Raw genomic sequence first — 24,400 nt, 5'->3', positions numbered from 1 at the left:
CAGCGGTGAGTGTCATGTCTGGACCGCAAAGAAGCAAAGGAAAAATGACAAATTGCGTGTCCGTGGTGACGCGGCGCAACGTGTCGAATTAATTGCGAATGTCAACTATCTTTACCGAGTACTCAATGGGCCGCATTCACGAATTCAGATGATCTCCATGTCATTGGAAAATACACGTTGTGGCCCGAATTCAATGCCGGCGCTTCGGGAATGCAGCTACGCGATTGAAGCGCCGGCAGCCTGCAACGGCAAGTCGATCGTGGCTGCCAGCGCCACGCCGGCGATCCGCTCGCCGCTGGCAATGACGAAGGCGCGACGCGGCTCGCGCGACAGCTCGCCCAGCGTGCGCCAGAGGCAGCGGATCGATGCGGCATCGAGCGCGCCGGTGGGCTCGTCCAGCAAGGTCAGCGGGCGGCCCGATGCCAGCGCGGCGGCAAGCCAGGTCTTTCGCCTGGAGCCGGTGGAGAGCATGTACATCGGCTTGTCGATGTGCGGCGCCAGCGCGAAGCCGTCGACGAGCGATTGCCATCGGCTCGCGTCGAAGTGAGGGTCGTCCGCACGCAAGGATGCGGTGCATTCGCGTGCGGTCTTCTGCTTGTCGAAGGCGTCGGTGTCCGGCTCGATGAAGAACACCTTGCGGCAATAGGCCTCGGGCGAGGCATCGAGGCGGACGTTCGCGATGGACAGGCGCCCCGTGGCCGGCTGCGTGCCCGCGAGGATGCGCAGCAAGGTGGACTTGCCGCTGCCCGTGTCGCCGTGAAGCAGCGTGACGCCGGCGGCGATCGAAGCCGTCCAGCGCGTGGCGAGCGGGGGCTGCCCGGGATACGCAAAGCCCAGGTCTTGCAGGTGCAGGATGGCGTCGGGGGTCGCGGTCATACGGGGTCGGCGATCGACAGGGTGCGCGGGGTGGTTCGCGGCGATTGTGCCAGCCGGGTCCTGGCGCCGATCTGCACGGCACAGCGCATGGCATAGGCCACGCGAGGGATCGCGCGGGCGCTTCGGCCTCGCTAATCTGCGGCCATGAAGGAAGTGCGCCAACGACTCTGAGCCACGCCATGCCCCTCGACCCACCGCAAGCCGATCCCGTCGTGGCGCTGTCGCCCGACGGCATGCTGCGCGTGGAGCACCGACACTACGACGACGATCGCGCCGGGCCCTGGGATACGGTGCGCGTGGTCGCGCTGCCGGCCGGGGAGGTGCTGGTGCAAGTGCCCAATCGCGGCGTGACGACGGAGCCCGTCGTCTTTCCTGCGCCCGGGATCGCAGCGGTGCCGGTGACGGACAGCCAGGGCCATTGGCGGCAGTTGCGCATCGACGCGGTGAAGCGCGTGTTCCGCCTGTCGCCGGGCGAGGCCGACGAGGCGCTCGACATGCTGCCGCAGCGGCTTGGCTTCACCGGACCCGCGGTGCACTACAGCCCGCCGCGCCGGCCCGCTACCCTGGGGCAGCGGATCCTCATGACCACCCTGGCCGTGGCGAGCCTGGTGTTCGTGCTGGGGGGCCTGTGGATGGTGCTGGAAGGGGGCAGCAGTGCGGACAAGTGGAACGGCGCCTTGGGCGCGTTGTTCTTCGGCGGCTGCCTGGCGATCGCGCTGCGCGACCTGCGACCGGGGCGCTGACTACAGCGGCGCGATCGGAATGCAGATCTGGCATGCGAAAGCGCCCGTCGCCGGGTCATAGGCGTTGTCCACCGGGTAGTACTCGAACGCGGGCCGGTGGTCGAACTGGAAGCCGCTCGATGGCAACCAGTCGCGCAGCAGCGCGTTCCATGCCTGGAGGATCCCGTCTGGCGTGCCGCGATACGCCAACGCGGCATAGCGGCCGCCGGGCAGGGTTGTCTTCTGGAAGCCGCCGGTCGGCTTGAAGTCTTCGTCCACTTCGACGCATGCGTCATAGCGGCATTGCTCGGGCGGCGTGATGCTCGGGTCGTCGTAGCTGATGCCGTAGCGCGGCCGGTGCCACAGCTTGTTGGCGCCGATCCACGGCGCCACCCGGTCTTGCCAGAACGCACCAACGGGTGCGCCGAAGGGGCCGATATGGCGCAGGTAAGCGACGAGCGTGGGCGGGCGGCTGATGATCTGGACGTTCATGGGTTCCCCGGAGTGCTGGGCTTTGCGTGCTGAGGCCGGATTCTTCGCAAGGTCGGGCAAGCCGTCCTGATCCGGATTGCGATTTGCGCGCCAGGTGCTGGGCGAACTGCCGAAGCGCGCACGGAACGCGCGAGAGAACGCCTCGCCTGAACCAAAGCCCACCGACAGCGCCGCCTCGAGCACCGACAGGCGCGGCTGCGTCTGCAAGCGCAGCGCGGCCACCTCGACGCGGCGCCGGCGCACGTAGTCACCCAGCGTCTCGTCCATCCAGGCCGCGAACAGCCGATGGAAGTGATAGGGCGAGAAGTGCGCCACGTCGGCGAGTGCGGCCAACTCCAGCGGCTGGTCGAGATGGGCGTCGATGTGCGTCAGCACCTTGTGCATGCGCCATTCGTATTCGGATCGGCTGTCGCGCGAAGTCATGTTTTGTCTCCCCGGGCATTATGGGGAGCAGGCGAAGCGCCAGCGGCGATGCCTGCGACGGGGGCGCATTACCGGCGCCGATCTGGCAATATTTGCCTGTTCAATCCGTCTGCCAGGAAGGAGCGCCATGTCGTCCGTCTCAACACCATCGGTGACCGCCGTACGTCCCGACCTCGAAGTGGCCACCGCCCAGGGCCTGCCGTATTTCGTCGGCATCTCCGGGCACAGCGCGGGTGCCTGCGGCCTGTCGATGCACCTGGTGGTGATTCCACCGGGCGCGCGCTCGCAACCGCATTTCCACGAGGGGCATGAAACCGCCATCTACGTGCTGCAGGGGCGCGTGCAGACGATGTATGGCGAAGGGCTCCAGCAGTCGGTGATCAGCGAGCCGGGTGACTTCCTCTTCATCCCGCCCGGCGTGCCGCATGTGGCCATCAACCTCAGCACGACGGAGCCGGCGCGCGCCGTGGTGTCGCGCAATGACCCGGCGGAGCAGGACAGGGTGAGGCCTTATCCCTGATGGCGTGTCCTGAATACGGACAGCCGAACGCAGAAGTCGCAAAGGTTTCGCAGAAGTCGCAAAAGGAATGCCATAAATTCTTTTGGTCTTCTTTCGCGACCTTGCGTAACCTTCGCGATCTCTGCGTTCGGTACCCGGTCCCGTATTCAAGAAATCATGACGCCGACGTGCCCGTCATCGCAAGCGCTGTCATCACCGCCGCGCCGCCGGATGCAATCAGGCCGAGCGCCCACACCTTTTCCAGGTTGAGCCAGGCGGTGCGCAGCGCGCGCAGGCCGAGGTAGCGATAGACGATCCACGCCGCGGAAAGTCCCGAGCCGATCATCGCGGCCGTGTGCACCAGCGAGACGACGACTGCGGTGCCCAGGCTGGTTCGCATGAGGTCCATCACGTTCCCGTGGTCGAGCAGGCCCACCGAGGCGGTCGTCGCAGCCGGCGCATCGCACAGCCCCATGAGGATCGGCAGCAGCATCAGCGCTGCGCCGTGTGCCGTCGCCATGAGGAAGGACCAGAGCGCGAGTTGCGTCGGCTTGATGCGTGCGAGGCGCCGATGGCGTTGCGGCAGCACCAGTTGCGCGATGCCGAACAGCAGCACCAGCGCGCCGACGACGATGCGGATCTCGCGGCTCCATTGCAGCAGCCAGGCGAGCACCGCGAAGGGCACGAGCACGATCGCCATCGCGAGCAAATGGCCGGCGCCCAGCGGCATCCAGCTGCCGAACACAGCCGCGCCGCGCTTCTGGTCCAGCCCGCGCGCCACGGCCAGCGGCCAGCCCATTGCGGGATTGAGCCCGTGGTAGATGCCGATCGCCACCACGCCGGCCCACAGCGGCCATGAGGGCGCGAGATCATTCATCCCGGCGATCCCCCACGGCGTCGCCCCGCGGGCCTTTGCAAGACCTCACGCCGACGAATAGCAGAACGAATCGGTCGAGCAGTCGCCCCCCTGCAGGCGGATCTGGTGGGCGCCGAATTCCGCGCCGAAATCGACCACGAATTTCTTGTCGAGCTCGATGCCGCCGTTCTCGCCGACGTTGCACATCACCATGCGCCCCGGCACGCCGGCGGGATAGAACTGCGCATCCCAGCTGCTGTAGAGCGAGTTGGTGAAGTACACGCGCTTGCCGTCTCGGCTGATCTCCGTCATCTGCGGGCCACCGCCGAAGGCCGAGCCATTCGGGTGCGGCGTGCGCCGCGCGATGCCGCCGACGTGCACGCTGCCGGAAAGCCTCGGGTTCATCGGGTCGGTGACGTCGTACTGTCGCAGCTCGCCGGTGCCCCAGCAGGCGACGTACAGGAAGCGGTCGTCCAGGGAGAGGTCGATGTCGGTCACCAGCGGCGGCACCGCGCCGAAGCCCTTGAGCAGGTCCGGCAGCAGCGCGGCGTCCGCGGGCTCCGGCGGGATCGTCGCCGTCTTCTTCGCGTGGAACGTGCCGCCTTCGCGCCACCAGGTCCAGATCGAGGCCTCGAGGTTGGTGGTGTCGACCACCACGCCGACGAATCCATACTCCCGCGCCGGGTCGTGGGCGGGCCGTACCTCCAGCGCCATCTGGTGATTCGCGCCAAGGTCGATGGTCTGGATGTGCCGGCGCCCGCTCAGCTCCCAGAAGTGGAGCTGGTGGCCGTACTTGTTGCCCAGGAGGTCTTCGGCCACGATGCCGTTCTCGAACTGCGCCGGCAGGCCCCATTCGCTGGACACCATGTAGTCGCGCGGCAGGTTCCACCAGAAGTCGTAGTGCAGCTTCTGCGGGCCGCGGTCGATCTCCCACTTGCCCTGGATCTCGAAGCTCTTGCAGTCCATGATGAACACGCCAGGCGGGCCCTGTGTGCCGTCACCCGCGCCGCCGAGCGTGCTGATGTAGAGGCCTTCGGGGCCGCAGTGCGTGGTGTGCGGGCGCGAGTAGCCGGTCTTGCGAAAGACCTCCTCGGGCTCGATCACTTTCGCTATCGTGGGCTTGGCCGGGTCGGGCTGCGTGTCGACGATGTAGATGCGCGAGGAGCGGATGCCGGGGATGACCAGGTAGCGTCGCTTCAGGAAGGCATGGCCCGACATCGGCGACAGCGCAGAGCTGCAGGCGTTCCAGCCGAAGTGATGGAACTCGTCGCCCTTGTTCGGCATGTCGAGCCGGTGCAGCACGGTGCCGTAGGCGGGGGAGGCCGGATCCACGTCGACGACCGCCAGCGCATCGGGTCGCGACGCGTCGGGCGAGAGCAGGGCGGTGTACGCGATGCGCTCGGGCTCGGCCTCCATCGCCAGGCGCGGCGATGGATGGAAGGTCGGGTCGGTTCGCAGTGACTCGAGCATGTCAGGGCTCCTGCAAAAAGCACGGGGCGCCAGTATGCGCCGCTCGGCGCTATTTCGGAATTCGTTTCGCGAGGAATGCGTCGATGCCTTCGCCGGCATCCTCTTCCATCATGTTGCGGGCCATCACGTCGCCGGCGTAGGCATAGGCGTCGGCCAGCGCCATCTGACGCTGGCGGTAGAACATCGACTTGCCCCAGCGCACGGCGGTAGGGCTCTTCGCCACGATCTCCGCGGCCTTGCGCGCGACGGCCGCGTCTAGTTCGGCCTCGGGCACCGCCTCGTTGACCAGGCCCCAGTCGGCTGCGGTGCCTGCATCGATGAAGCGGCCGGTGACCAGCATGTCGAAGGCGCGCTTCGTCGAGACATTGCGCGACAGGGCCACCGAAGGCGTCGCGCAGAACAGGCCGACGTTGATGCCCGAAACGGCGAAGCGTGCCGTGTCCACCGCGATGGCCAGGTCGCAACTCGCGACGAGCTGGCAGCCCGCCGCCGTGGCGATGCCCTGCACGCGCGCGATCACCGGCACGGGCAAGGACTGGATTGCCGGCATGACGGTGCTGCACTGCGCGAACAGGGTCTGGTAGTACGACAGTTCCGGGCGTCCGCGCATCTCGCGCAGGTCGTGGCCGGCGCAGAAGGCCTTGCCGGCGGCGGCGAGCACCACGCATCGCACGCTGGTGTCGGCGGCGATGTCGTCGATCTCGCGCTGCAACGCGGTCAGCATCGCCTCCGACAGGGCGTTGAACTGATGCGGTCGGTTCAGTCTCAGTGTGGCAACGGCGTGCTGGTCTTCACGCTGCAGCAAGGGTTCGGCGGTGGGCACATCGGCGCGCATGGTTCAGTCCTTGACGGAGCATCTTCAGGGGGCAAGGCTACACCCACCTCAGACGGCGCAACAGGGCTGCGTTGTGCCGCATGCTATGGCCGGTTGTTTCCCCAGTCCCGATCCAGCGGAGGCTGCACGTTGATCAGCCCGGCGCCTGCGACCCACGGCTGGTCGGCGACCGGCACACGATTCGACACCTGCACGAAGACCCCTGGCGGCCCCAGGTCCGCGAAGTTCCGCGCGGCTTGTGGTGCGGCCACGCTGGTCCCGCTCATCGCGACGCGTGCGCCGCTGCGGGTGCCGGCGCCCAACGCGCCCCAGCAAGCCGTTGAATCGTCGCCGGGCAGCAGCCAGTTGGGGGCCCGCATGGCCGCAGATGCCTCCGAAGAGTAGGCCGCGGGCATCCAGGTGCATGGCGTCGCCGCCCGCTGAAAGGCGCCGATCACGTGAGTGCGCTGTCCGGTCGCGATGCCGCTGAGCGTGCCTTGGCGCATGACGTAGCTTGTGCCACCGTCAAATTCCGTTGGCCGTCCGTTGGCGTCGAATCGCTGGTAAGACGGGTCATCGAAATAGGACTGTCGCCCCTTCGCCCGGCGCCCGCCGGGCGTGTCGCTGCGCCTGATCCATGCGTCGATGTCCAGCGGCGTCTGGGAGGTGTTCTTGATTGTGACCGTCCACAGCCCGGAAGGAACGATCGGATTGGCGGGCTCGATCCAGGGATCGACAGCAGTCGGCGCGACAAACAGGAAGACGACGCTGCGCAGCGCCGAATAGGTGCCGGCCGGGGCATACAGCACGCTGATCGTTGGACCAAAGGTGGGAGCCGCGAACTGCCGCCCGTCCGGCGCAATGAGCGTGACCTGGACGCTCGCGCCCGCCGTCGGGGACAACCAGATTTCCATGAAGCTCGGCGTCATGGTGCACGGCTGCAAACGCCATTGAAGTGTCGTGGTCGCCGACGCCTGCAACGACGCGATGTGCGCATGCGTGCGCGACTGTCGATAGTTGCCGGCGGCCAGAAAGATCTTCATGGGGATCCGCAAAAGAGGCGTCACCTGGACGAGATAGTCCATGAACCTTTCAAGCATCGAGCTGCCATCGTGAGGCCCTTCGTGCGGTCCATAGCTGATATTGACCATGACCGGCAACACCTCATCGGGCTGGCACATCGATATTGCGCGCGCCACGATGTAGGCCAGTCCCCAGTGGGCGTGGGCATTCAACGTCGATCCTGCGGGATCGCCGACGGCGGCTTCGGGCATATCGACGACGATGATCGGACGCTGCTTTCCCTTTGGGACGGCGGGCTCGTACCCGGCCGCAAGGTCGAGAACGCTCGTGCCGTGCGAGCGGCGGCGAGCCAATGGCTTGTAGCCGTCCGCATTCATTTCCAGGCCGCCGAGGGCGCGATAGACGCCTTCCTCGCCGGCCCCGGATGCATTTGCGTTGACTGCCAGGTCGATCTGGGCTCCGGTCAATTCATTGCCGCCGGTGCCCGCCTCATCCTGCTGCCACAAGTACCTGATTCGCGTCTGGATTGCCGTTCCGGCACGGGCGGCGAAGCGCCGGTGGGCATAGGCAATGCCTTCGTCGATCACTGCCATGAGGACACGCTGGTTCACGACTGCCGCGTCGGGCGTGTCGATCGTGGGCGGCTCGTTGAAGGGGCCTTCGCCGGCAGCCGCGTCAGGCATGGGCGGCCCCATCTCCGCCCTGCGAATCGTCTGTTGCCAGCCGCCGTCGGCCACGAGCGCGCCAGCCCCTTCCCGGCGAATCAGCATCACATATATCGTGACGGGGTGGAGAGACTCGAGTTCTTCAGACAGCGGTTGCCGGAACAGGTGGGGAATTCGTATGTCGTCCCGAGACGCGGTTTCGAGCCATTCGAGGCTGATGAATCTGCCTCGCGAGTTTTCGGGGCCGCTTTCGGTCTCCACAAGGAGCGGTATCCACTCACCGGGACGCAGATAGGCGAAGTTGGTGGCAATCGCCCAGTCGAGATAGGGATGGGCTGGTGATGCGCTGTTGTTGAAAGGTGTATGCGTGGACATGATCGCCTCGCATCAAGGCCATTCGCCTGTCGCCTGGCCCCACAGCCAGTTCAAGCCCGGGGCGATGTTGACCGTGAACGTGGGGTCCGACACGAGATAGGCGGGCAGCGAACTCTGGCGGCCGTTGGTTACCTCGTCGTAGATCTCCGACCCTGTGAAATCCTGCAAGGCCGGATAGACCGCACCGTCGAACGTCCAGGCGGCCACCTGGCCCCCAACGGTCGCCCGCGCTATGAAGTAGTCGCCGACAGCGAGCCCCAGCGCCTGTCCGGCCATGCTGTCAACCGGGTAGTGCAAGCCAGCCACCGTCCGGTTGATGGCAATGCGGGCGGCCTGGCGCTTCAGTTGCTGGCGCAGGAGCAGTAATTCGGGCTTGACCAGCCCGCCCCCGTCGAGAGGCGGCGCTCCCTTCGAGACCAGCGCATACAGCACCCTTGCCACCGCATGAGCCTCCGTCGAGTGGCCACTTGGCAGCGAGCCATGCACCGGCGTCTGGATGATCGGTTGAATCTGCGGCGAGTACTCGTTCGGGCGTCGAACGCACAGGGCGTTCTTGAACTGCATTTCGGCGTGCTTGGCCAGCCGCAGGACCATCTCGATGAGCTCCAGCGTGTACCGATGGCGCGCCGGATAGATCGGTATCACCGAACCCCAGAAAGCGAACTGCGGCGACATCTGGGCGACGATCTCGCGTGCCCGGTCGCGCCGGAGGTCCGCGTAGCCATTCATCAGGTCGAGCTGTTTCAGGAGCCTGGCCTCGGATGGCCGGGTCATGCTGAAGAACCCGGACCACGTGCCCACGGGCGCCGCCGTGCTCGACGGCACGTTGGTCGGCTGGAAGCTGTACAAGGTGGCCCGTGGCAGCGGCACGTTGTTGGCGTCGTATGTCGTGTCGAACGCGAAGTACAGCGACGACAGCAACTCGAACTCGAACAGGAAGCGCCGGATGCGGGGATCCCAGCGCCACAACGGGCCATGCGCCCCGGGGTCCAGTTCACTGCTGTCCCATCCAGTCTTGTAGGGCCAGTTGGTGGGATCGGCCCAATACCCGACGATGCCCTCCCGGTGCGCAATCAGCGACGAGACAGGCATTCGGGAGAAATGCCCCACGCCTTCCACGCCCTCTACACCTTCCACGCCTTCCACACCCTCGACACCTTCAACACCCTCAACGCCTTCGAGATAGCTCATGTCCGACTCCTCTTCTTGTTGCGCTGCTACTGCGGAACTCCGGCGCTCTTCAGGGCAAAGGCAACCGCCTTGCCAAGCTTGAAGGGCGCCGTAGGTGATCTGTCCAGGAATGTCGAAACCTTGAAATCAGGGTCGATCCTCAAGAGGTCGCGCGCTGTCGCGCGTGCCTCCTCCTCACGGCCCAGATGCCACTGAGCGGTGATCAGTGCGCGCAAGGTCGAGGCATGTGTGCGGTTCAATCGCAGCGAGGCCTGCGCGAGCTTCAATGCGCGCGGATATTGGCCTGCTGACAGCGCCGCCGTCGCAGCCAACGAGTCGAAGTAGTATTTGAGCGGGTCCAGCGGCGAAAGCTTGAGGGCCTGCCGGGTATGGCGCACTGCTTCAGTGCCTTCGTCGCGAAACGCGTGCAACGTGCCCTTCAGCAACCATGCGAGCGAATCGTTGGGATTCTCGCGAAGCGCAGACTCGTAGCACTCCTCGGCGACATCGAGCCGCTTGTGGATGTAGGTGTTGACTTGCCCCTCGACTGTCATGGCCAGCGACAGCGTCGCATCGCGGTCGAGCGCCCGGCGGGCATTGTCCAGCGCTTGCTTCCCATCGGCCTTGGGGTCCTCCGACCAGCCCTGCGTGACGCGCAGTACGTGCCATTTGCCCATCCATGCGTACGGGGCTGCCAGGCGCGGCGCACGATCAATCAGGGCTTGCAGCATCTGCTGCGCACGCTTCGATGCGAGCGGCGAGATTCGGTGCATCAGCGTGATGCCCGACAGCAGCAGCGTATGGCTTTCCAGCGTCGGCAGTCCCTTGCCGAACGATCGCTGCAACTCGTGCATCATCATTGCGGCACAGGTTTCTGCCACCAGTCGTCCGGCAAGTTCGTCCTTGCCGGCAATCACCGCGTTCACGTCGCCCTTCAGCGTCTTCGACCAGGCGACCAATTGCGAGCCGGTTTCGGCCAACTCGGCGCGCAGTGACAACCGATCGCCCTCGATCGTGAACGAACCGGACACGACATAGTCGGCGTTGAGGAACACGCTCATTTGTTTCAGCGGTGTCTCGCGCCCGCGAAAGGCGGTCGTCGACAGGCGGGACACGACGTTGATCTGGGGCGACTGCGACAGCGCAGAGATCACGTCATCGGCCAGGATCTGGCCCAGCACGTCGTGCTCCGGTTGAACGCCACGTGCCGTGAATGGGACCACTGCGATCGTGGTCCGCAATTGGCCGCCAGCTTCGGCCGACGAGAGCACCGGCTGGTCGCCGACCGCGCCTACGCGAAAGGCGCGCACGGGTTGCTTCAAGTGCTTGAGGTAGCACTCGCCGAGATCCTCGATGTCGGCGTCGAGTTGCGGCGTCAGTTGATCGCGGACGTCAGCGGACACCACGATCTCGCCGGGGCCGGCAAGCGTGGCGAGCCGCGCAGTCAGGTTGACGCCGTGACCGTAGATATCGCGCGCATCGGCGATCAGCGGGCTGACGTGTACGCCGATCCGCACACGCATCTTGTTGACTTCGGGGACGCCTTCGTTGAGACGTTCGGTGAGTTGCTGCAACGCGAAGGCTGCTTCGACGGCTTGCGGCGCAAGCGGAAACTCGATCATCAGGCCGTCGCCGAGGCTCTTCACCAGCCGCCCACCGTGGGCGGGCACGATGTGATCGGCAACTTCGTCTGCGAACGCGCGCCAGTGCCGCACAGCGCCGGCCTCGTCGAGTTGCATCAGGCGAACTGATTCAACCACGTCGACAACCAGCACCGTGCGCACGACGCGCTCCGTTTCGACCGCGATCTTGTTGTTGTTGACCATGTAGCCCTCGACGGAATTGTCGAGGCGGCGGCTCCCGATGACAAGGTCGATGACTGCCGCCGCCCGCGCATACGGCGCGCGCGGCAAGGCGGCCCTCTTTCTGGCCCCTACCGGACCACGGCTGCTTGCCAACCCCATGCCTGCTACGACCTCTCGCGCAGTGCAGGTGAAGTTGTACGCAGCTTCCATCGGAGGCCCTTCGTTCGCGATTCGCTCCTGTGAGCGAAAACCACGAGCGACTCTAGGCTGCGTTCGCCGGCCGGGTCATCCCCCGGACTAAGGAGACTCTGAACAAGTCCCCGCGAGAGTGCGCGCCTCGACCCGGGATGGGATGCAAGGCGCAAACCGGAGCCACAGCCAAAGCTATGGCGAGGATTTGCAACACCGCAGACCGCCCGAGCCGAGGATGCGCGGTCCGCGAGGGACTTGTTCAGAGTCTCCCTAATGAATCGGCCCCGCGCATCTGCCGATACCGCTCGACCACCGGGCTGTCCTGCTCATCGGCGGCGCGCCAGGCAAGGTCCAATTCAGACACCACATGCGGCGGCAACCCGATCGATTTGATGACCACGCCCGGCATGCGCATCTGCGCCAGTTTCCTGACAAGCGGTACACCATTTCCGGGTTAACCCCGGCGCACCCGCCCCATCGCAGGCAGATCATGTCCGGCCGACTTTCAATCAACGCTACGGAGACATGCTCAATGACCGAAGTGACCGTTGACCCGACCCAGGCCGCGACCACATGGCTTGCCGAATTCGGCGCCGCACTTGCCAAAGGCGACATCGACGCCGCCGTCGCCCTCTTCGAATCCGACAGCTACTGGCGCGACCTGGTGTCCTTCACCTGGAACATCCGAACGCAGGAGGGTGCCGACGCCATCCGCGCGATGCTGAAGGCGCGCCTGGCCGACACAGCGCCGTCCAACTTCGCCATCGAGGGCGAGGCGACCGAGGCTGGCGGAATCATCGACACGTGGTTCACCTTCGAGACCCGCGTTGCACGCGGACGCGGCCACCTGCGCCTGCGCGATGGCAAGGCCTGGACGCTGCTCACCACGATGACCCAACTCAAGGGCCACGAGGAAAAGACCGGCAGCGAACGCATCAAGGGCGCAGAGCATGGACAGCAGCCGGGCCGCAAGTCCTGGCTCGAAAAGCGCAAGGAAGAGGAGCAATCGCTCGGCTACACGAAGCAACCCGAGGTCGTGATCATCGGCGGCGGGCAGGGTGGCATCGCACTCGGTGCGCGGCTGCGCAGGCTGGGCGTGCCGACCATCATTGTGGAGCGCAACGCAAAGCCCGGCGACTCCTGGCGAAACCGGTACAAGTCGCTGTGCCTGCATGACCCGGTCTGGTACGACCACCTGCCGTATCTGCCGTTCCCCGACGACTGGCCCGTGTTCTCGCCGAAGGACAAGATCGGCGACTGGCTCGAGATGTACACCAAAGTGATGGAGCTCAACTACTGGAGCTCGACCACCGCGAAGAAGGCGCGCTTCGACGAGGCAAAGAAGGAGTGGGAAGTAACGGTCGAGCGCGACGGCAAGGAGGTCGTGCTCCGGCCGAGGCAACTGGTATTTGCGCTGGGCGTATCGGGCTATCCGAACACGCCGAAGATCGAAGGCGCGGAGAACTTCAAGGGTGACCAGCATCACTCCAGCGCGCACCCGGGCCCGGAAGCCTACAAGGGCAAGAAGTGCGTGGTGCTGGGCTCGAACAATTCGGCGCACGACATCTGCGCGGCACTGTGGGAGAACGGCGCGGACGTGACCATGATCCAGCGCTCGTCGACGCACATCGCGCCGTCTGAATCGCTGATGCAACTTGCGCTGGGCGGGCTCTATTCCGAGGAGGCGGTGAAGAGCGGCATCGACCATCACAAGGCCGACCTGATCTTCGCGTCGGTGCCTTACAAGGTCATGCACACATTCCACATCCCCGTGTACGAGGAGATGAAGAAACGCGATGCGGATCTCTATTCGCGGCTGGAGAAGGCCGGCTTCATGCTCGACTTTGGCGATGACGGATCGGGCCTGTTCATGAAGTACCTGCGGCGCGGCTCGGGCTACTACATCGATGTGGGTGCCTCCGAGTTGGTGGCCAATGGCAGCATCAAGTTGAGGAGCGGCGTGAACATCGCGCGCGTCAACGAGCGTTCGGTGACATTGACCGATGGCACCGAGTTGCCTTGCGACCTGCTCGTCTACGCCACGGGCTACGGTTCGATGAACGGCTGGCTGGCCGACATCGTGTCGCCCGAAGTTGCGGACAAGGTCGGCAAGTGCTGGGGCCTGGGCTCCGACACCACCAAGGATCCTGGTCCGTGGGAGGGCGAACTGCGCAACATGTGGAAGCCGACGCAGGTCGACAACCTCTGGATCCATGGCGGCAACCTGCACCAGTCACGCCACTATTCGCAGTTCCTGTCGCTGCAGTTAAAGGCGCGCATGGAAGGCATCCCGACGCCGGTGTACGAGCGCGCGCCGACGTTCCACAGGCGTTGACGGTTGAGCAATGGCCGCCCTCTCCGGCGGCCGCTCCCTTGTCGAATAACCGTACCGTCACCCACCGCCACTCCAGCCAGTTGTCCGGCCTGTGCACGGCTTCGACATTGCTGCGCATGGCCCAGGGGATGACCTGGCGGTGCAACGGAATGTGATGGACCTGTTCCCCATGCTCACGCAGGGCGGCCTTGATCAATTGCTCCCGCTTGACAGGATCAAACTCGATGGACGATGCCGCAGCCAGCGCGTCCAGCCTGGGGTTCTTGTAGTCCCCCCAGTTGTAATAGCCGATGCCGTTCTCTCCGCGCGAACGCAGAACCTGTGTGAGTGTCACCTCCTCGTCGGTAATCGCCCCTCCCCATCCGAGCAGGTACATCGACACGTCGAGCTTTTCGGCTTTGGCGAAGTAGATGGCCCTGGGCTGGGCGTTGACCCTCACTTTCACGCCGATCCGCGCCCACATCCCGGCAAGCGCAACGCAAATCTTCTCGTCGTTGATGTAGCGGTTGTTGGGGCAGTCGAGCGTTACCTCGAACCCGTCGGGGTAGGCCGCCTGCACCATGAGGTTCCGGGCGGTCGGCAGGTCGAACTGCAATCGCTTCTCAAGTTCCGGATCGTTGAAGGCGCCAAGCGGCGAAGGCGCCAACACCCCCGTGGGCCGCGCCTGCCCACGCATGACGGACGTGCGCAGCGCTTCGATGTCGATCGCCTGGTAGAGCGCTCTGCGAACGCGGACGTCCTTGAAGGGATTGGCGCCTTTGACCGAGCTGTATTTCAATTCGTCCCGCCCCTGGTCCATTCCGATGAACAGGACGCGGTTCTCGACGCCGTCCACGATCTTCAAGCCGGGGGTGGCGCGAAGCCGGTCCGTGTCCTGGGGAGGGGGGTCGAGTACTAGTTCGAGTTCGCCGGAGATCAGTGCCGCCGTGCGCGTCGGATCGCTCTTGATCGGTGTATAGACTACCTCCCACACGTTTCCGTCGAACTTGCCCCACCAGCCGGGGTTGCGCCTGAACGTCGTCTTTACATCGGGTTGCCGGGAAACAAGGATAAAGGGCCCGGTGCCGTTTGCATTGAGCGTCGTATACCGTGCCTCGTTCGCCTTGAAGTCCTGGGGCTTGACGGCGTCGTGTTCCTCGCACCATGACTTGCTCATCATCTGCACCAGCGACAACTGTTCCACGAATATCGGATTGAACTGCGGCAACGCAAATTCGACTGTTAGCGGGTCGAGCGCGCGGACGGTCCCGAGCGCCGACGCATAGGCCCGGATGGTGGATGCAGGATCCCTGGCCCGTTCGACGGAAAAAACGACATCCGCGGCGGTGAAGGCCTGCCCCCCGTGAAACCTCACGTCGGGACGTAGCTGCACGCGCCAGAGGGTCGGACTCACCTGTTGCCACTGCGTCGCCAGCGCGGGAACAAGGCCAAGCTGCCTGTCCCGCCCGACCAGCGCTTCGTACACCTGACCGTTGATCGAGTTCGTCAGCAGTTCGTTCTGCGAGTACGGATCAAGGGTTTGCAGGTCGCCCTGGCTGGCCCAGCGCAGGACTTGCGCATGGGCGGTGCTGCTCAGGGCCAGCAAGATGCCCATTGCCAGCACTTCTCGCCGCAATGCCATGACCACGTTGTGTGCAATCACGATGAATCCTCCCGTGGTTGCCTGCGAAACGCCAGGGCCGGTGGCCTTTCCACTTGCGATCAGGCGGGGGTTCCTTGCGCGATGGGTGCCAGTCAATACAGGCGTGCTGTCCATGGCATTGCCACGTGCCGGCACCTTGACCGCTCTGCTCTCTTGCATGGTGCAGGTGAAGTCGAGCGCAACGTCCATCTGAAGCCCTTCATTCGCGTAGGCAAGGAGGCGAAGGCCTCACCCCACTCTAGACCGCGAAAGCTGCTGCTGACATCCCCCGAAAGAAGGACAGCGAGCGTCACATCCTTGTGACGCCCGGAGTCGTCGGGGTGCGGACGAAGAACGTTAACGCCGCATCGATGCCTGCGCCTGTCCTAGCAACCATCCAGCGAAGAGCTCCAGCAATGGTGGCGGATCGCCGCGGTCGGGCGTGACGAGGTAGTAGTTGCGCTCGCCCGCCAACGGTCGCGCGCAGGCCACCACGAGTTCGCCGCGCGCGAGTTCGTCGGCCACCAGCATGGTCGGCATCAGCGTAACCCCGAGCCCATGGGCCGCGCCCGTCGCCAGCATCGAAAACAACTCGTAGCGCGGGCCGCCGCGCGCACCGGGCGCATCGACCTGCTGCGCGTCGAACCACTGGCGCCAGATGTCGGGGCGCGTGCTCTGCTGCAGAAGCGGCAGCCTCGCGATCGCGGCTGGCGCCACCGGCTTGCCGCGCGGCAGCAACTTCGGACTGCACAGCGGCACCACATCCTCGTGCAGCAGCAGCAATGCCCGCGTGCCAGCCCAATTGGCAACCTGCGCGGGCGTCCCTGCATACAGCGCGGCATCGAACTCGGCATCCGCAAAGAGAAAGGGCCGCGTGCGGGTCTCGATGTGCACCACCACGTCGGGCCGCATTTCCGCGAAGGCGGGCAATCGCGGGATCAGCCAGCGCGTGGCGAACGTCGGCACGGCCGCCAGCGCGAGCGAGCCGCCTTCGCCCTGGTGTGACATCGCGTCGAGCGTGTCGCGCTCCATCGCTTCCAAACGCTTGGTGATCTGCCGCGCATAGGCCGCGCCGCTGGCCGTGAGCGCGACGCCGTGCCGCGTGCGGCGGAACAGCGCCACGCCAAGGAACGATTCCAGCGTGCCGATCTGGCGTGACACCGCGCTTTGCGTGAGCGACAGTTCCTGCGCCGCGCGGGTGTAGCTCTCGTGGCGCGCGGCAGCGTCGAAGCAGACGAGCGTCTGGAGGGGCGGGATCTTGCGGCGCATGTATACCGGCAGTGTATGACTCGCAGCGCCGCCTTACCAATGAAGTGGCGTAGTGGCAGCCCGCCAAGACATGCGTCCATCGCATAACTGGGTGCAAAGAACTCGTTTGCGCCGCACCCCTCCCACCGCTACGATCAGCCTCATTCCCGTTTCAACATCTTTCCGGAGACAAGCCCCCATGGCCTCGAACAAAGCCCACTTCCACTGGGACGACCCGCTGCTGCTCGACCAGCAACTCACCGACGACGAGCGCATGGTGCGTGACGCGGCCAACGCCTATTGCCAGGAGCGCCTGCTGCCGCGCGTCATCGAAGGCTTCCGCAGCGGCATCACCGATCCGGCGATCTTTCGCGAAATGGGCGCGCTTGGCCTGCTCGGCCCGACCATCCCCGAGGAATACGGCGGCCCCGGCCTCAACTACGTCTGCTACGGCCTGATCGCCCGCGAAGTCGAGCGCGTCGATTCGGGCTACCGCTCGATGGCCAGTGTGCAGAGCTCGCTCGTCATGGTGCCGATCAACGAGTTCGGCACCGTCGCGCAAAAGCAGAAGTTCCTGCCCAAGCTCGCGACCGGCGAATGGATCGGCTGCTTCGGCCTGACCGAACCCGACCACGGCTCCGACCCCGGCAGCATGGCCACCCGCGCCAAGAAGGTGCCGGGCGGCTATTCGCTCAGCGGCAGCAAGATGTGGATCAGCAATTCGCCGATCGCCGACGTGTTCGTGGTGTGGGCCAAGGAAGTCAGCGAGAGCGGCGCCGTCGGCCCGATCCGCGGCTTCGTGCTGGAGAAGGGCATGAAGGGCCTGAGCGCCCCGGCGATCCACAGCAAGGTCGGCCTGCGCGCCAGCATCACCGGCGAGATCGTCATGGACGGCGTGTTCTGCCCTGAGGAAAACGCCTTCCCCGAAGTGCAAGGTCTGAAAGGCCCGTTCACCTGCCTGAACAGCGCACGCTACGGCATCTCCTGGGGCGCCATCGGTGCGGCCGAGGACTGCTTCCACCGCGCCCGCCAGTACGTGCTGGACCGCAAGCAGTTCGGCCGCCCGCTGGCTGCCAACCAGCTGATCCAGAAGAAGCTGGCCGACATGCAGACCGAGATCACGCTGGGCCTGCAAGCCAGCCTGCGCCTGGGCCGCATGAAGGACGAGGGCACCGCGGCGGTCGAGATCACCTCGATCGTGAAGCGCAACAACTGCGGCAAGTCGCTGGACATCGCCCGGCTGGCGCGCGACATGATGGGCGGCAACGGCATCAGCGACGAGTTCGGCGTGGCGCGCCACCTGGTCAACCTCGAAGTGGTCAACACCTACGAAGGCACGCACGATATCCACGCGCTGATCCTGGGCCGCGCCATCACCGGCATCGCCGCCTTCGCGAACTGACGCGAATTCGGACTTGGCCGTACGCGAAGGACGCAAAGGTTCCGCGAAGGACGCGAAAGAAGACCTTCAAAGTTTTCTTTGTATTTTTCGCGTCCTTCGCGCAACCTTCGCGTCCTTCGCGTCCTTCGCGTCCTTCGCGGCCGGTACCCGCATCCAAACCTCAGCTCGACATGACCCCCCAAGCAGCACTCGACGGCATCAAGGTTCTCGACCTCTCGCGCGTGCTCGCCGGCCCGTGGTGCACGCAGATCCTTGCGGACCTGGGCGCGGACGTGGTCAAGATCGAGCGCCCCGGCACGGGTGACGACACGCGTACCTGGGGCCCGCCCTTCCTCAAGGACGCGCAGGGCCACGACACGCACCAGTCGACCTACTTCACGTCCTGCAACCGCAACAAGCGCTCGGTCACCATCGACATGGCGACGCCCGAGGGCCAGGTGCTGTTGAAGCAGATGGCCGCGCAGAGCGACATCGTGGTGGAGAACTTCAAGACCGGCGGGCTCAAGGCCTACGGGCTCGACTACGACAGCCTCAAGGCCCTCAACCCGCGCCTCATCTACTGCAGCGTGACCGGCTTCGGCCACGACGGCCCGCATGCCACGCGCGCCGGCTACGACCTGATGATCCAGGCCACCAGCGGCATGATGAGCATCACCGGCCGCCCGGATGACGAACCCGGCGGCGGCCCGCTGCGCGTGGGCGTGGCGCTCACCGACCTGTTCACCGGCGTCTATGCCAGCACCGCGATCCTCGCCGCGCTGAACGTGCGCCACAAGACCGGCGAGGGCCAGCACATCGACATGGCGCTGCTCGACGTCGGCATGGCCATCCTGGCCAACCAGGCCAGCGCCTTCCTCAACACCGGTGTCGCGCCGCAACGGCAGGGCAATAGCCATCCGAGCCTCGCGCCCTACCAGGACTTCCACACCCAGGACGGCGCGATGCTGCTGGCCATCGGCAACAACGGGCAGTTCGCGCGCTTCTGCGAGGCGGCCGGCCGTCCGGGCTGGGCCACCGATCCGCGCTACGCCACCAACACGCTGCGCGTGAAACACCGCGAGGTGCTGATCCCCGAGATGGAAGCCGTCACCCGCACGCGCACGACGGCCGAATGGATCGCACTGCTCGAAGACAAGGCCGTGCCCTGCGGCCCGATCAACAACATCGACCAGGCCTTCGACGACGCGCAGGTCAAGGCGCGCGGCCTGGCCGTCACGATGCCGCGCGATGCCGGCGACGGCATCCACCAGATCGTCGGCGTGGCGAGTCCGCTGCGCCTGTCGGCCACCCCGCCTGTGCTGCGGCACGCGCCGCCTGCGCTGGGCCAGCACACCTTCGAAGTGCTGGCTGAACTCGGCGTGGACGCGCAGCAGGCAGCGGCCCTGCGCGCCGCGGGGGTGGTCTGAGCCAGGGCCACTCCCGACAACATGCCGCGGCGCGCGCCTCGGCCTGCCCGGCGCCGGACACGCTGACGCCGGCCGACCGCTACCAGGAGCTGTTCACGGCAGTGCAGGGCGCACGCGTGTTCGCCGACAGCAAGACCTTCGTCGACTGCGCGCCGCTGAAGGACCCGCAGGAAATCCTCCAGGCCTACCGCGCGCAAGGCAAGGCCGACGGCTTCGACCTCAAGGCCTTCGTCGACCAGCACTTCGAGGTGCAGTTGCCCCCGCCCAGCGACTACATCTCGGTGCCGGGCCAGCCGCTTTGTGCGCACATCGACGACCTGTGGCCGGTGCTTACGCGGCAACCGCTGGAGCATCCGCCGGGCGGCTCGTCCCTGCAGGTGCCGCATGCCTACGTGGTGCCCGGCGGGCGCTTCGGCGAGATGTACTACTGGGATTCGTACTTCACCATGATCGGCCTGGTGGCGAGCGGGCGCACCGACCTGCTGCACGACATGGTCGTCAACTTCGCGCACCTCATCGACACCTACGGCCATGTGCCCAACGGCACGCGCACCTACTACCTCGGCCGCTCGCAGCCGCCGCTGTTCGCGTTCATGGTCGAGCTGTCGGAAAGCGTCGACAAATGCAGCGCGACCGACTTCCTGCCGCAGCTTCGCCAGGAACATGCGTGGTGGATGCGCGGCAGCGATGGCCTGGCGCCGGGCAGTGCCGATCGCCGTGCGGTGCGCCTGCCCGACGGCAGCGTGCTCAACCGCTACTGGGACGAGCGCGACGAGCCGCGCGAGGAGGCCTGGCTGGAAGACGTGACGACCGCGCGCCTCTCGGGCCGCGAGCCATCGGAGGTGTACCGGGACCTGCGCGCCGCGGCCGAGTCAGGCTGGGACTTCAGCACGCGCTGGCTCGCGGAACATCCGCAGCATGACGAGCGGGATTCGCTCGTGAGCATCTGCACCACCGACATCGTGCCGGTCGACCTCAACGCCTTCCTCTTCAAGCTGGAGACGACGATCGCCGAGCTTTCCAGGCAGGCGGGCGACGCCGGCACCGCGCGCGAATTCGAAGCGCATGCAGCCGCCCGCAAGACCGCCGTCATGGCATGGATGTGGGACGAAGCCCAAGGCGCCTTCTTCGACCACGACTGGCGCCTCCGCCAGCGCCGAAGCTGCCTCACCGCGGCCTGCATCGCGCCGCTGTTCGCCGGCCTCGCCGACCCGCCGCAGGCCGACGCGCTCGCCGCCACCGTGCAACAGCGCCTGCTCGCCCCCGGCGGCCTGTCGACCACCGAATGCACCAGCGACCAGCAATGGGACCAGCCCAACGGCTGGGCCTCGCTGCAATGGATGGCGATGAGCGGCTTCCACAAGTACGGCCATGACGACCTGGCGCGCACCATCGCGCACCGCTGGCTCGCCACCGTGGCGGCGGTCTACGAACGCGAGGGCAAGCTGGTCGAGAAGTACGCGCTGCGCCAGGTCGAGCACCAGATGACGACCGGCGGCGGCGGTGGCGAATATCCGCTGCAGGACGGCTTCGGCTGGACCAACGGCGTCACGCGCGCGCTGCTGCATGCGCATCCGCAACACACGGCGCATGCCTGCGTGGCGCATGCGGCCGAGCCGATGCATCGATAGGCGGGCCGGCGTGGCCCGGCCCTGGGGGCTGCCTACTTCTCGACCACCACTTCGCTGATCTGCATGACCGGCGTCAGGTCGGTGTAGTTCGCGATGTCGCCCAGGATTTCCTTCGCATGCGGACCGAAGCCGGCCTGGAAGATCTCGACCGAGTCGCTGAAGACGTGGCACATGCCGATGTAGGTCGGCGGGTCGCCGGGCGCGCCGCCGGCCAGGCCCTTGTCTATCGTGTAGTAGAGGCAAGCGTCACCCAGGCGGGCCTTCAACAGCGGCATGTGCTTGTCGCGGTAATAGACGTGGTCGAACCGCGCGTCGGGTTTGTAGGGGTACATCACGCTCACTTTGATCACGGCTTGGTCTCCTTGTAGTTGGGCTCCAGAGGATAGAGGGCCAACCGTGCGCCGGCAAGCGCCGCCGGGCCGATGCAGTTCGCCCGGACGCTACGGACGCTATGCACGCGCGTCGGCCGCGTCGTGCTGGTAGGCCGGCAGCTTTGCGCCGCAGTCGCTGCAGAAGCGCGCATTCGGCGAATGCCCTTCGCTCAGGCATTCGTGGCAGGTGCGCGTGGTGGTGCGGCGGCCCTGGCGCTGCACCGTGAACTCGGCGCTCACGATGCCGGTCGGCACTGCCAGCGTGCCCCAGCCCAGCAGCATCATCACCGAGGCGATCGCACGGCCGATGCCGGTCTTCGGCGCGATGTCGCCGAAGCCCACCGTGGTCATCGTCGTGATGGCCCAGTACACGCCCACCGGGATGCTGGTGTACCCATGTTCCGGGCCCTCGACCACGTACATCAGCGTGCCCATGACCACCACCACCATCAGCACGAAGGACATGAACACCAGGATCTTGCGCCGCGACGCCGCCAGTGCCTGGCCCAGCGCGCCGTACTCCGCCACGTACTCGGTCAGCTTGAACACGCGGAACACGCGCAGCAGCCGCAGCACGCGCACGTCGATCAGCGCATGCATGCCCGGCACCAGCACCGCAAGATAGGTGGGCAGCAGGGCCAGCAGGTCGATGATGCCGAACACGCTGAAGGCATAGCGGTCCGGCCGCCGCACGCAGGCCAGCCGCACCAGGTATTCGATGGTGAAGGCGGCGGTCACGAGCAGTTCGAACACCCTCAGCTCGAAGGCGAAGCGCGCATGGATCGAGGCCACGCTGTCGAGCACCACGGCCGCCACGCTGGCGAGTATGAGGATGATGAGCCCGACGTCGAAGGCCTTGCCGGCACGCGTGTCGGCCTCGAAGATGATGGTGTAGAGCGCGAGCCGCAGGCCCGACGTGGGCTTGCCGAAGCGGTCCGGGTCGGGGTTCCGCGATGCGGAGGGGGGCGGCATGCGGGCATCGTAAGCCTGCCTGTGCAGATTGCCTATGGGCGGGGCAGTTCCGGTCGAGTGAGGGCGATGGAGACCCATGCGAGGGCCGGGAACCGGGGTCGAGTACGCTCTCGCCCTTTTACGAGGCGTCGACTGCACTTCGTGCGGTCCTCGCCCGGTACCCTGACTACTGAGGAGTCCCCACGTTGAAAGCCATTCCACTCGTCATCTCCGCGGCCCTGTCGGCCGCAGCATTCACCGCGGTCGCCCAGGTCTCCGTGAACATCAACGTGCCACTGCCCGGCGTCGTGCAGGTGGCGCCGCCGCCGCCGCGCTACGAAGTCATGCCGGCGCCGCGCCCGAGCCAGGCCTGGGTGCCGGGCCACTGGCAATGGGATGGACGCGCCTACGCATGGCGTCCAGGTCGCTGGCAGCAGGCGCGGCCCGACTACGCCTATGCGCCCGGCGCCTGGGTGGCGGTGGATGGCGGGTGGCGCTGGCGCGAGGGCGATTGGCGCCGTGCGGAGCGGCGCGAGGAACACCGCGAATGGGAGCGCGAGCAGCGCTACGAATCTCACGACCATCACCACGGCGGCGGCTATCACTGCCCGCCGGGGCAGGCGAAGAAGGGCAACTGCTGAGTCGCGCGCCCGGTGCCCGGCCGGGCACGCTTGTCGTCAAAAGTATGGACCGAACGGGCCGCGCCGGGGCGGCCAAAGGTACCGGTCAAACGTACCGTTGACCCTACCCCTCTTCTTGCATACCGTAGGCCTGTCGAGCAAGGTGACGAGGCGTTGCCGAATATCGCAGGGAGGCGCAATCATGTCGTTGTGGCATCAGGTCATCGGTCCGATCACGCGGCACTTTCGATTGCGCCGCGGAAAATTCATCCTGAAAGCATTCCCGGGCATCGCCTCGATGCGCATCTGCGACCTCGGCGGCTCGCGGCACTTCTGGGACAAGATCGAGCTGCCGATCCCGCGCGGGCAGATCACCATCTACAACGTGGACGACGGCGAGGTCCAGCAGGGCGCGGATGTCTCGGCCGGCGACATCAAGACCGTCATCTACGATGGCCAGCACATCCCCGCGCCGGACCGGTTCTTCGACCTCCTGATCTGCAACTCCGTCATCGAGCATGTGCCGCGCGAGCAGCGCAAGGCACTTGCCGAAGAGATGCGGCGCGTCTCGAAGCTGGTGTTCTGCCAGACCCCGGCGTGGTCCTTTCCGTTCGAGCCGCACTTCCTCATGCCCTTCGTGCACTGGCTGCCGCGCAGGCTGGGCTACCTGCTGATCCACGTCAGCCCGTGGCGCCTGCTCTCGCATCCGGATGCGCCGACCATCCGCAACTACTACTGGGGCACGCGGCTGCTGCGGCGCGCGGAGATCGATGCGCTCTTCCCCGCGGCCGACGTGACCTTCGAACGGGCGATGGGCATGGTCAAGTCGTACTACGTCATCGACCGGCCCCGGCAGGCCGCCCCGGCCGGCTCCTGAACCAACCAGCGAACTAGCGCGCCCGCGCCGGGTAGCCCGCTTCGATCCACGCCTGCGCACTCGCCGACGTCAGCTTGAAGCCTGGTGCAGTGCGGGCCTCGCCCAGTTGCGCGCCGGACTCGTCCTGCGCGGTCAGCAGCGCATGCGGGTTGTCCTCGTCGGGCACGATGCGCAGCGCCACGCGGATGCGCTCCGAGCCCACGCCGATGCTGAGGTGCTTGTTCAGTTGCGCATGCAGTTGCTGCTCATGCCGGCGCAGCACTTCGTTGGCGGTCTTCACCAGCGTGTGGAAGGCCGGCGTGTCGAGCGGCTTCGGGTTCTTCTTGTCGCGGCCCATGGTCCAGGGGCCGACCAGCGCGGGCTCGGCCTCGCCATGGCGCGTCATCGACACGGCCCAGCCGTCGTCGTCCTCGTTCTTGATGACGCGCGCCGTCCATGCGCTGTCGCGCCAGAGGCGGGGTTCCTGGATGGCGAGGTCGTCGGCGCCTTCGTGGGTGGGATCGGGGCTGGAATGGTCGTTCATGAGGGCCAGAGTCTTGCACAGGCGCGAGGCGCC

Annotated in this window: 21 protein-coding genes and 1 pseudogene; 8 read left to right on the top strand and 14 right to left on the bottom strand. The window is 66.1% G+C overall.

The features are described from left to right. Positions 1-216: 216 nt before the first annotated feature. Positions 217-876 (bottom strand): ATP-binding cassette domain-containing protein, encoded by a 660-nt coding sequence (locus HCU76_RS16475; RefSeq protein ID WP_218510030.1) that lies wholly within the window; start codon positions 874-876, stop codon positions 217-219. A 179-nt stretch (positions 877-1,055) separates the two neighbouring features. On the opposite strand from HCU76_RS16475, the gene HCU76_RS16470 reads away from it, so the two are divergent. Next, a complete protein-coding gene (locus HCU76_RS16470; RefSeq protein WP_218510029.1) occupies positions 1,056-1,619 on the top strand; it encodes a hypothetical protein in 564 nt (187 codons plus the stop codon). Here the strand turns inward: HCU76_RS16470 and HCU76_RS16465 are convergent, their stop codons facing one another. Then, positions 1,620-2,513, bottom strand: a complete 894-nt coding sequence (locus HCU76_RS16465) for a GyrI-like domain-containing protein (RefSeq protein ID WP_218510028.1) — start codon at positions 2,511-2,513, stop codon at positions 1,620-1,622. It lies immediately after the preceding gene. 127 nt (positions 2,514-2,640) lie between these two features. On the opposite strand from HCU76_RS16465, the gene HCU76_RS16460 reads away from it, so the two are divergent. Next, positions 2,641-3,033 carry a cupin domain-containing protein gene (locus tag HCU76_RS16460; RefSeq protein WP_218510027.1) on the top strand — a complete coding sequence of 131 codons (393 nt, stop codon included), beginning with the start codon at positions 2,641-2,643 and terminating at the stop codon, positions 3,031-3,033. 154 nt (positions 3,034-3,187) lie between these two features. On the opposite strand, the gene HCU76_RS16455 is transcribed toward HCU76_RS16460, so the two are convergent. The 7 genes from HCU76_RS16455 to HCU76_RS16425 all read right to left on the bottom strand — a co-directional run bounded on the left by HCU76_RS16455 (position 3,188) and on the right by HCU76_RS16425 (position 11,797). Further along, a complete protein-coding gene (locus tag HCU76_RS16455) occupies positions 3,188-3,889 on the bottom strand; it encodes a hypothetical protein (protein WP_218510026.1) in 702 nt (233 codons plus the stop codon). 45 nt (positions 3,890-3,934) lie between these two features. Further along, positions 3,935-5,338, bottom strand: coding sequence for a selenium-binding family protein (locus HCU76_RS16450; protein ID WP_218510025.1), 1,404 nt, complete (start codon positions 5,336-5,338; stop codon positions 3,935-3,937). A gap of 49 nt (positions 5,339-5,387) precedes the next feature. Then, positions 5,388-6,173: an enoyl-CoA hydratase gene (locus tag HCU76_RS16445; protein WP_218510024.1), complete on the bottom strand. Its 786-nt coding sequence runs from the start codon at positions 6,171-6,173 to the stop codon at positions 5,388-5,390. 83 nt (positions 6,174-6,256) lie between these two features. Beyond that, positions 6,257-8,215 (bottom strand): hypothetical protein, encoded by a 1,959-nt coding sequence (locus HCU76_RS16440; protein ID WP_218510023.1) that lies wholly within the window; start codon positions 8,213-8,215, stop codon positions 6,257-6,259. Positions 8,216-8,227: 12 nt separating this feature from the next. Further along, a complete protein-coding gene (locus HCU76_RS16435; protein ID WP_218510022.1) occupies positions 8,228-9,406 on the bottom strand; it encodes a phosphatase PAP2 family protein in 1,179 nt (392 codons plus the stop codon). A gap of 26 nt (positions 9,407-9,432) precedes the next feature. After that, positions 9,433-11,400, bottom strand: coding sequence for an adenylate/guanylate cyclase domain-containing protein (locus HCU76_RS16430; protein WP_256354229.1), 1,968 nt, complete (start codon positions 11,398-11,400; stop codon positions 9,433-9,435). A gap of 241 nt (positions 11,401-11,641) precedes the next feature. Then, entirely contained in the window at positions 11,642-11,797 is a 156-nt protein-coding gene (locus HCU76_RS16425; RefSeq protein WP_218510021.1) for a hypothetical protein, read from the bottom strand. A gap of 117 nt (positions 11,798-11,914) precedes the next feature. Here HCU76_RS16425 and HCU76_RS16420 point away from each other — a divergent pair, with 117 nt between their 5' ends. Beyond that, the gene (locus HCU76_RS16420) at positions 11,915-13,717 is read left to right on the top strand and encodes an NAD(P)/FAD-dependent oxidoreductase (RefSeq protein WP_218510020.1); all 1,803 of its coding nucleotides are present in this window, start codon (positions 11,915-11,917) and stop codon (positions 13,715-13,717) included. 313 nt (positions 13,718-14,030) lie between these two features. On the opposite strand, the pseudogene HCU76_RS16415 reads toward HCU76_RS16420, so the two are convergent. Together HCU76_RS16415 and HCU76_RS16410 are read right to left on the bottom strand one after the other, a co-directional pair. Next, positions 14,031-15,311 (bottom strand): annotated as a pseudogene (locus HCU76_RS16415) (ABC transporter substrate-binding protein); the annotation flags it as partial. Between the two features lie 384 nt (positions 15,312-15,695). Beyond that, positions 15,696-16,607 (bottom strand): LysR substrate-binding domain-containing protein, encoded by a 912-nt coding sequence (locus HCU76_RS16410; protein ID WP_218510019.1) that lies wholly within the window; start codon positions 16,605-16,607, stop codon positions 15,696-15,698. A 178-nt stretch (positions 16,608-16,785) separates the two neighbouring features. Here HCU76_RS16410 and HCU76_RS16405 point away from each other — a divergent pair, with 178 nt between their 5' ends. From HCU76_RS16405 to treF, 3 genes are all read left to right on the top strand, one after another. Next, positions 16,786-17,988 carry an acyl-CoA dehydrogenase gene (locus HCU76_RS16405; RefSeq protein WP_218510018.1) on the top strand — a complete coding sequence of 401 codons (1,203 nt, stop codon included), beginning with the start codon at positions 16,786-16,788 and terminating at the stop codon, positions 17,986-17,988. 170 nt (positions 17,989-18,158) lie between these two features. Next, entirely contained in the window at positions 18,159-19,394 is a 1,236-nt protein-coding gene (locus tag HCU76_RS16400) for a CaiB/BaiF CoA-transferase family protein (RefSeq protein ID WP_218510017.1), read from the top strand. Between the two features lie 101 nt (positions 19,395-19,495). Continuing rightward, the gene (gene treF / locus HCU76_RS16395) at positions 19,496-21,025 is read left to right on the top strand and encodes an alpha,alpha-trehalase TreF (RefSeq protein WP_371319840.1); all 1,530 of its coding nucleotides are present in this window, start codon (positions 19,496-19,498) and stop codon (positions 21,023-21,025) included. Positions 21,026-21,057: 32 nt separating this feature from the next. On the opposite strand, the gene HCU76_RS16390 is transcribed toward treF, so the two are convergent. Then, on the bottom strand, positions 21,058-21,375 hold the full coding sequence (locus tag HCU76_RS16390; protein WP_218510016.1) for an EthD family reductase: 318 nt from the start codon (positions 21,373-21,375) through the stop codon (positions 21,058-21,060). 99 nt (positions 21,376-21,474) lie between these two features. Next, on the bottom strand, positions 21,475-22,368 hold the full coding sequence (locus HCU76_RS16385) for an ion transporter (protein WP_218510015.1): 894 nt from the start codon (positions 22,366-22,368) through the stop codon (positions 21,475-21,477). A 185-nt stretch (positions 22,369-22,553) separates the two neighbouring features. Here HCU76_RS16385 and HCU76_RS16380 point away from each other — a divergent pair, with 185 nt between their 5' ends. Both HCU76_RS16380 and HCU76_RS16375 read left to right on the top strand, forming a co-directional pair. Beyond that, complete coding sequence (locus HCU76_RS16380) at positions 22,554-22,988, top strand: YXWGXW repeat-containing protein (protein ID WP_218510014.1); 435 nt, start codon at positions 22,554-22,556, stop codon at positions 22,986-22,988. A 181-nt stretch (positions 22,989-23,169) separates the two neighbouring features. Continuing rightward, a complete protein-coding gene (locus HCU76_RS16375) occupies positions 23,170-23,844 on the top strand; it encodes a class I SAM-dependent methyltransferase (protein ID WP_218510013.1) in 675 nt (224 codons plus the stop codon). 13 nt (positions 23,845-23,857) lie between these two features. On the opposite strand, the gene HCU76_RS16370 is transcribed toward HCU76_RS16375, so the two are convergent. Further along, positions 23,858-24,367, bottom strand: coding sequence for a hypothetical protein (locus tag HCU76_RS16370; protein ID WP_218510012.1), 510 nt, complete (start codon positions 24,365-24,367; stop codon positions 23,858-23,860). Positions 24,368-24,400: the final 33 nt, after the last annotated feature.

Origin of the sequence: Variovorax sp. dw_308, from assembly GCF_019207085.1 — a bacterium.
Taxonomy (GTDB): domain Bacteria; phylum Pseudomonadota; class Gammaproteobacteria; order Burkholderiales; family Burkholderiaceae_C; genus Variovorax.
Note: the sequence above shows the minus strand (reverse complement) of the source record. Positions and strands in the feature narration are given on the sequence as shown.

Coding starts and splice junctions, on each gene's coding strand:
- HCU76_RS16475 (WP_218510030.1), bottom strand. CDS start 876: ATGACCGCGACCCCCGACGCCATCCTGCACCTGCAAGACCTGGGCTTT.
- HCU76_RS16470 (WP_218510029.1), top strand. CDS start 1,056: ATGCCCCTCGACCCACCGCAAGCCGATCCCGTCGTGGCGCTGTCGCCC.
- HCU76_RS16465 (WP_218510028.1), bottom strand. CDS start 2,513: ATGACTTCGCGCGACAGCCGATCCGAATACGAATGGCGCATGCACAAG.
- HCU76_RS16460 (WP_218510027.1), top strand. CDS start 2,641: ATGTCGTCCGTCTCAACACCATCGGTGACCGCCGTACGTCCCGACCTC.
- HCU76_RS16455 (WP_218510026.1), bottom strand. CDS start 3,889: ATGAATGATCTCGCGCCCTCATGGCCGCTGTGGGCCGGCGTGGTGGCG.
- HCU76_RS16450 (WP_218510025.1), bottom strand. CDS start 5,338: ATGCTCGAGTCACTGCGAACCGACCCGACCTTCCATCCATCGCCGCGC.
- HCU76_RS16445 (WP_218510024.1), bottom strand. CDS start 6,173: ATGCGCGCCGATGTGCCCACCGCCGAACCCTTGCTGCAGCGTGAAGAC.
- HCU76_RS16440 (WP_218510023.1), bottom strand. CDS start 8,215: ATGTCCACGCATACACCTTTCAACAACAGCGCATCACCAGCCCATCCC.
- HCU76_RS16435 (WP_218510022.1), bottom strand. CDS start 9,406: ATGAGCTATCTCGAAGGCGTTGAGGGTGTTGAAGGTGTCGAGGGTGTG.
- HCU76_RS16430 (WP_256354229.1), bottom strand. CDS start 11,400: ATGGAAGCTGCGTACAACTTCACCTGCACTGCGCGAGAGGTCGTAGCA.
- HCU76_RS16425 (WP_218510021.1), bottom strand. CDS start 11,797: ATGCGCATGCCGGGCGTGGTCATCAAATCGATCGGGTTGCCGCCGCAT.
- HCU76_RS16420 (WP_218510020.1), top strand. CDS start 11,915: ATGACCGAAGTGACCGTTGACCCGACCCAGGCCGCGACCACATGGCTT.
- HCU76_RS16410 (WP_218510019.1), bottom strand. CDS start 16,607: ATGCGCCGCAAGATCCCGCCCCTCCAGACGCTCGTCTGCTTCGACGCT.
- HCU76_RS16405 (WP_218510018.1), top strand. CDS start 16,786: ATGGCCTCGAACAAAGCCCACTTCCACTGGGACGACCCGCTGCTGCTC.
- HCU76_RS16400 (WP_218510017.1), top strand. CDS start 18,159: ATGACCCCCCAAGCAGCACTCGACGGCATCAAGGTTCTCGACCTCTCG.
- HCU76_RS16385 (WP_218510015.1), bottom strand. CDS start 22,368: ATGCCGCCCCCCTCCGCATCGCGGAACCCCGACCCGGACCGCTTCGGC.
- HCU76_RS16375 (WP_218510013.1), top strand. CDS start 23,170: ATGTCGTTGTGGCATCAGGTCATCGGTCCGATCACGCGGCACTTTCGA.
- HCU76_RS16370 (WP_218510012.1), bottom strand. CDS start 24,367: ATGAACGACCATTCCAGCCCCGATCCCACCCACGAAGGCGCCGACGAC.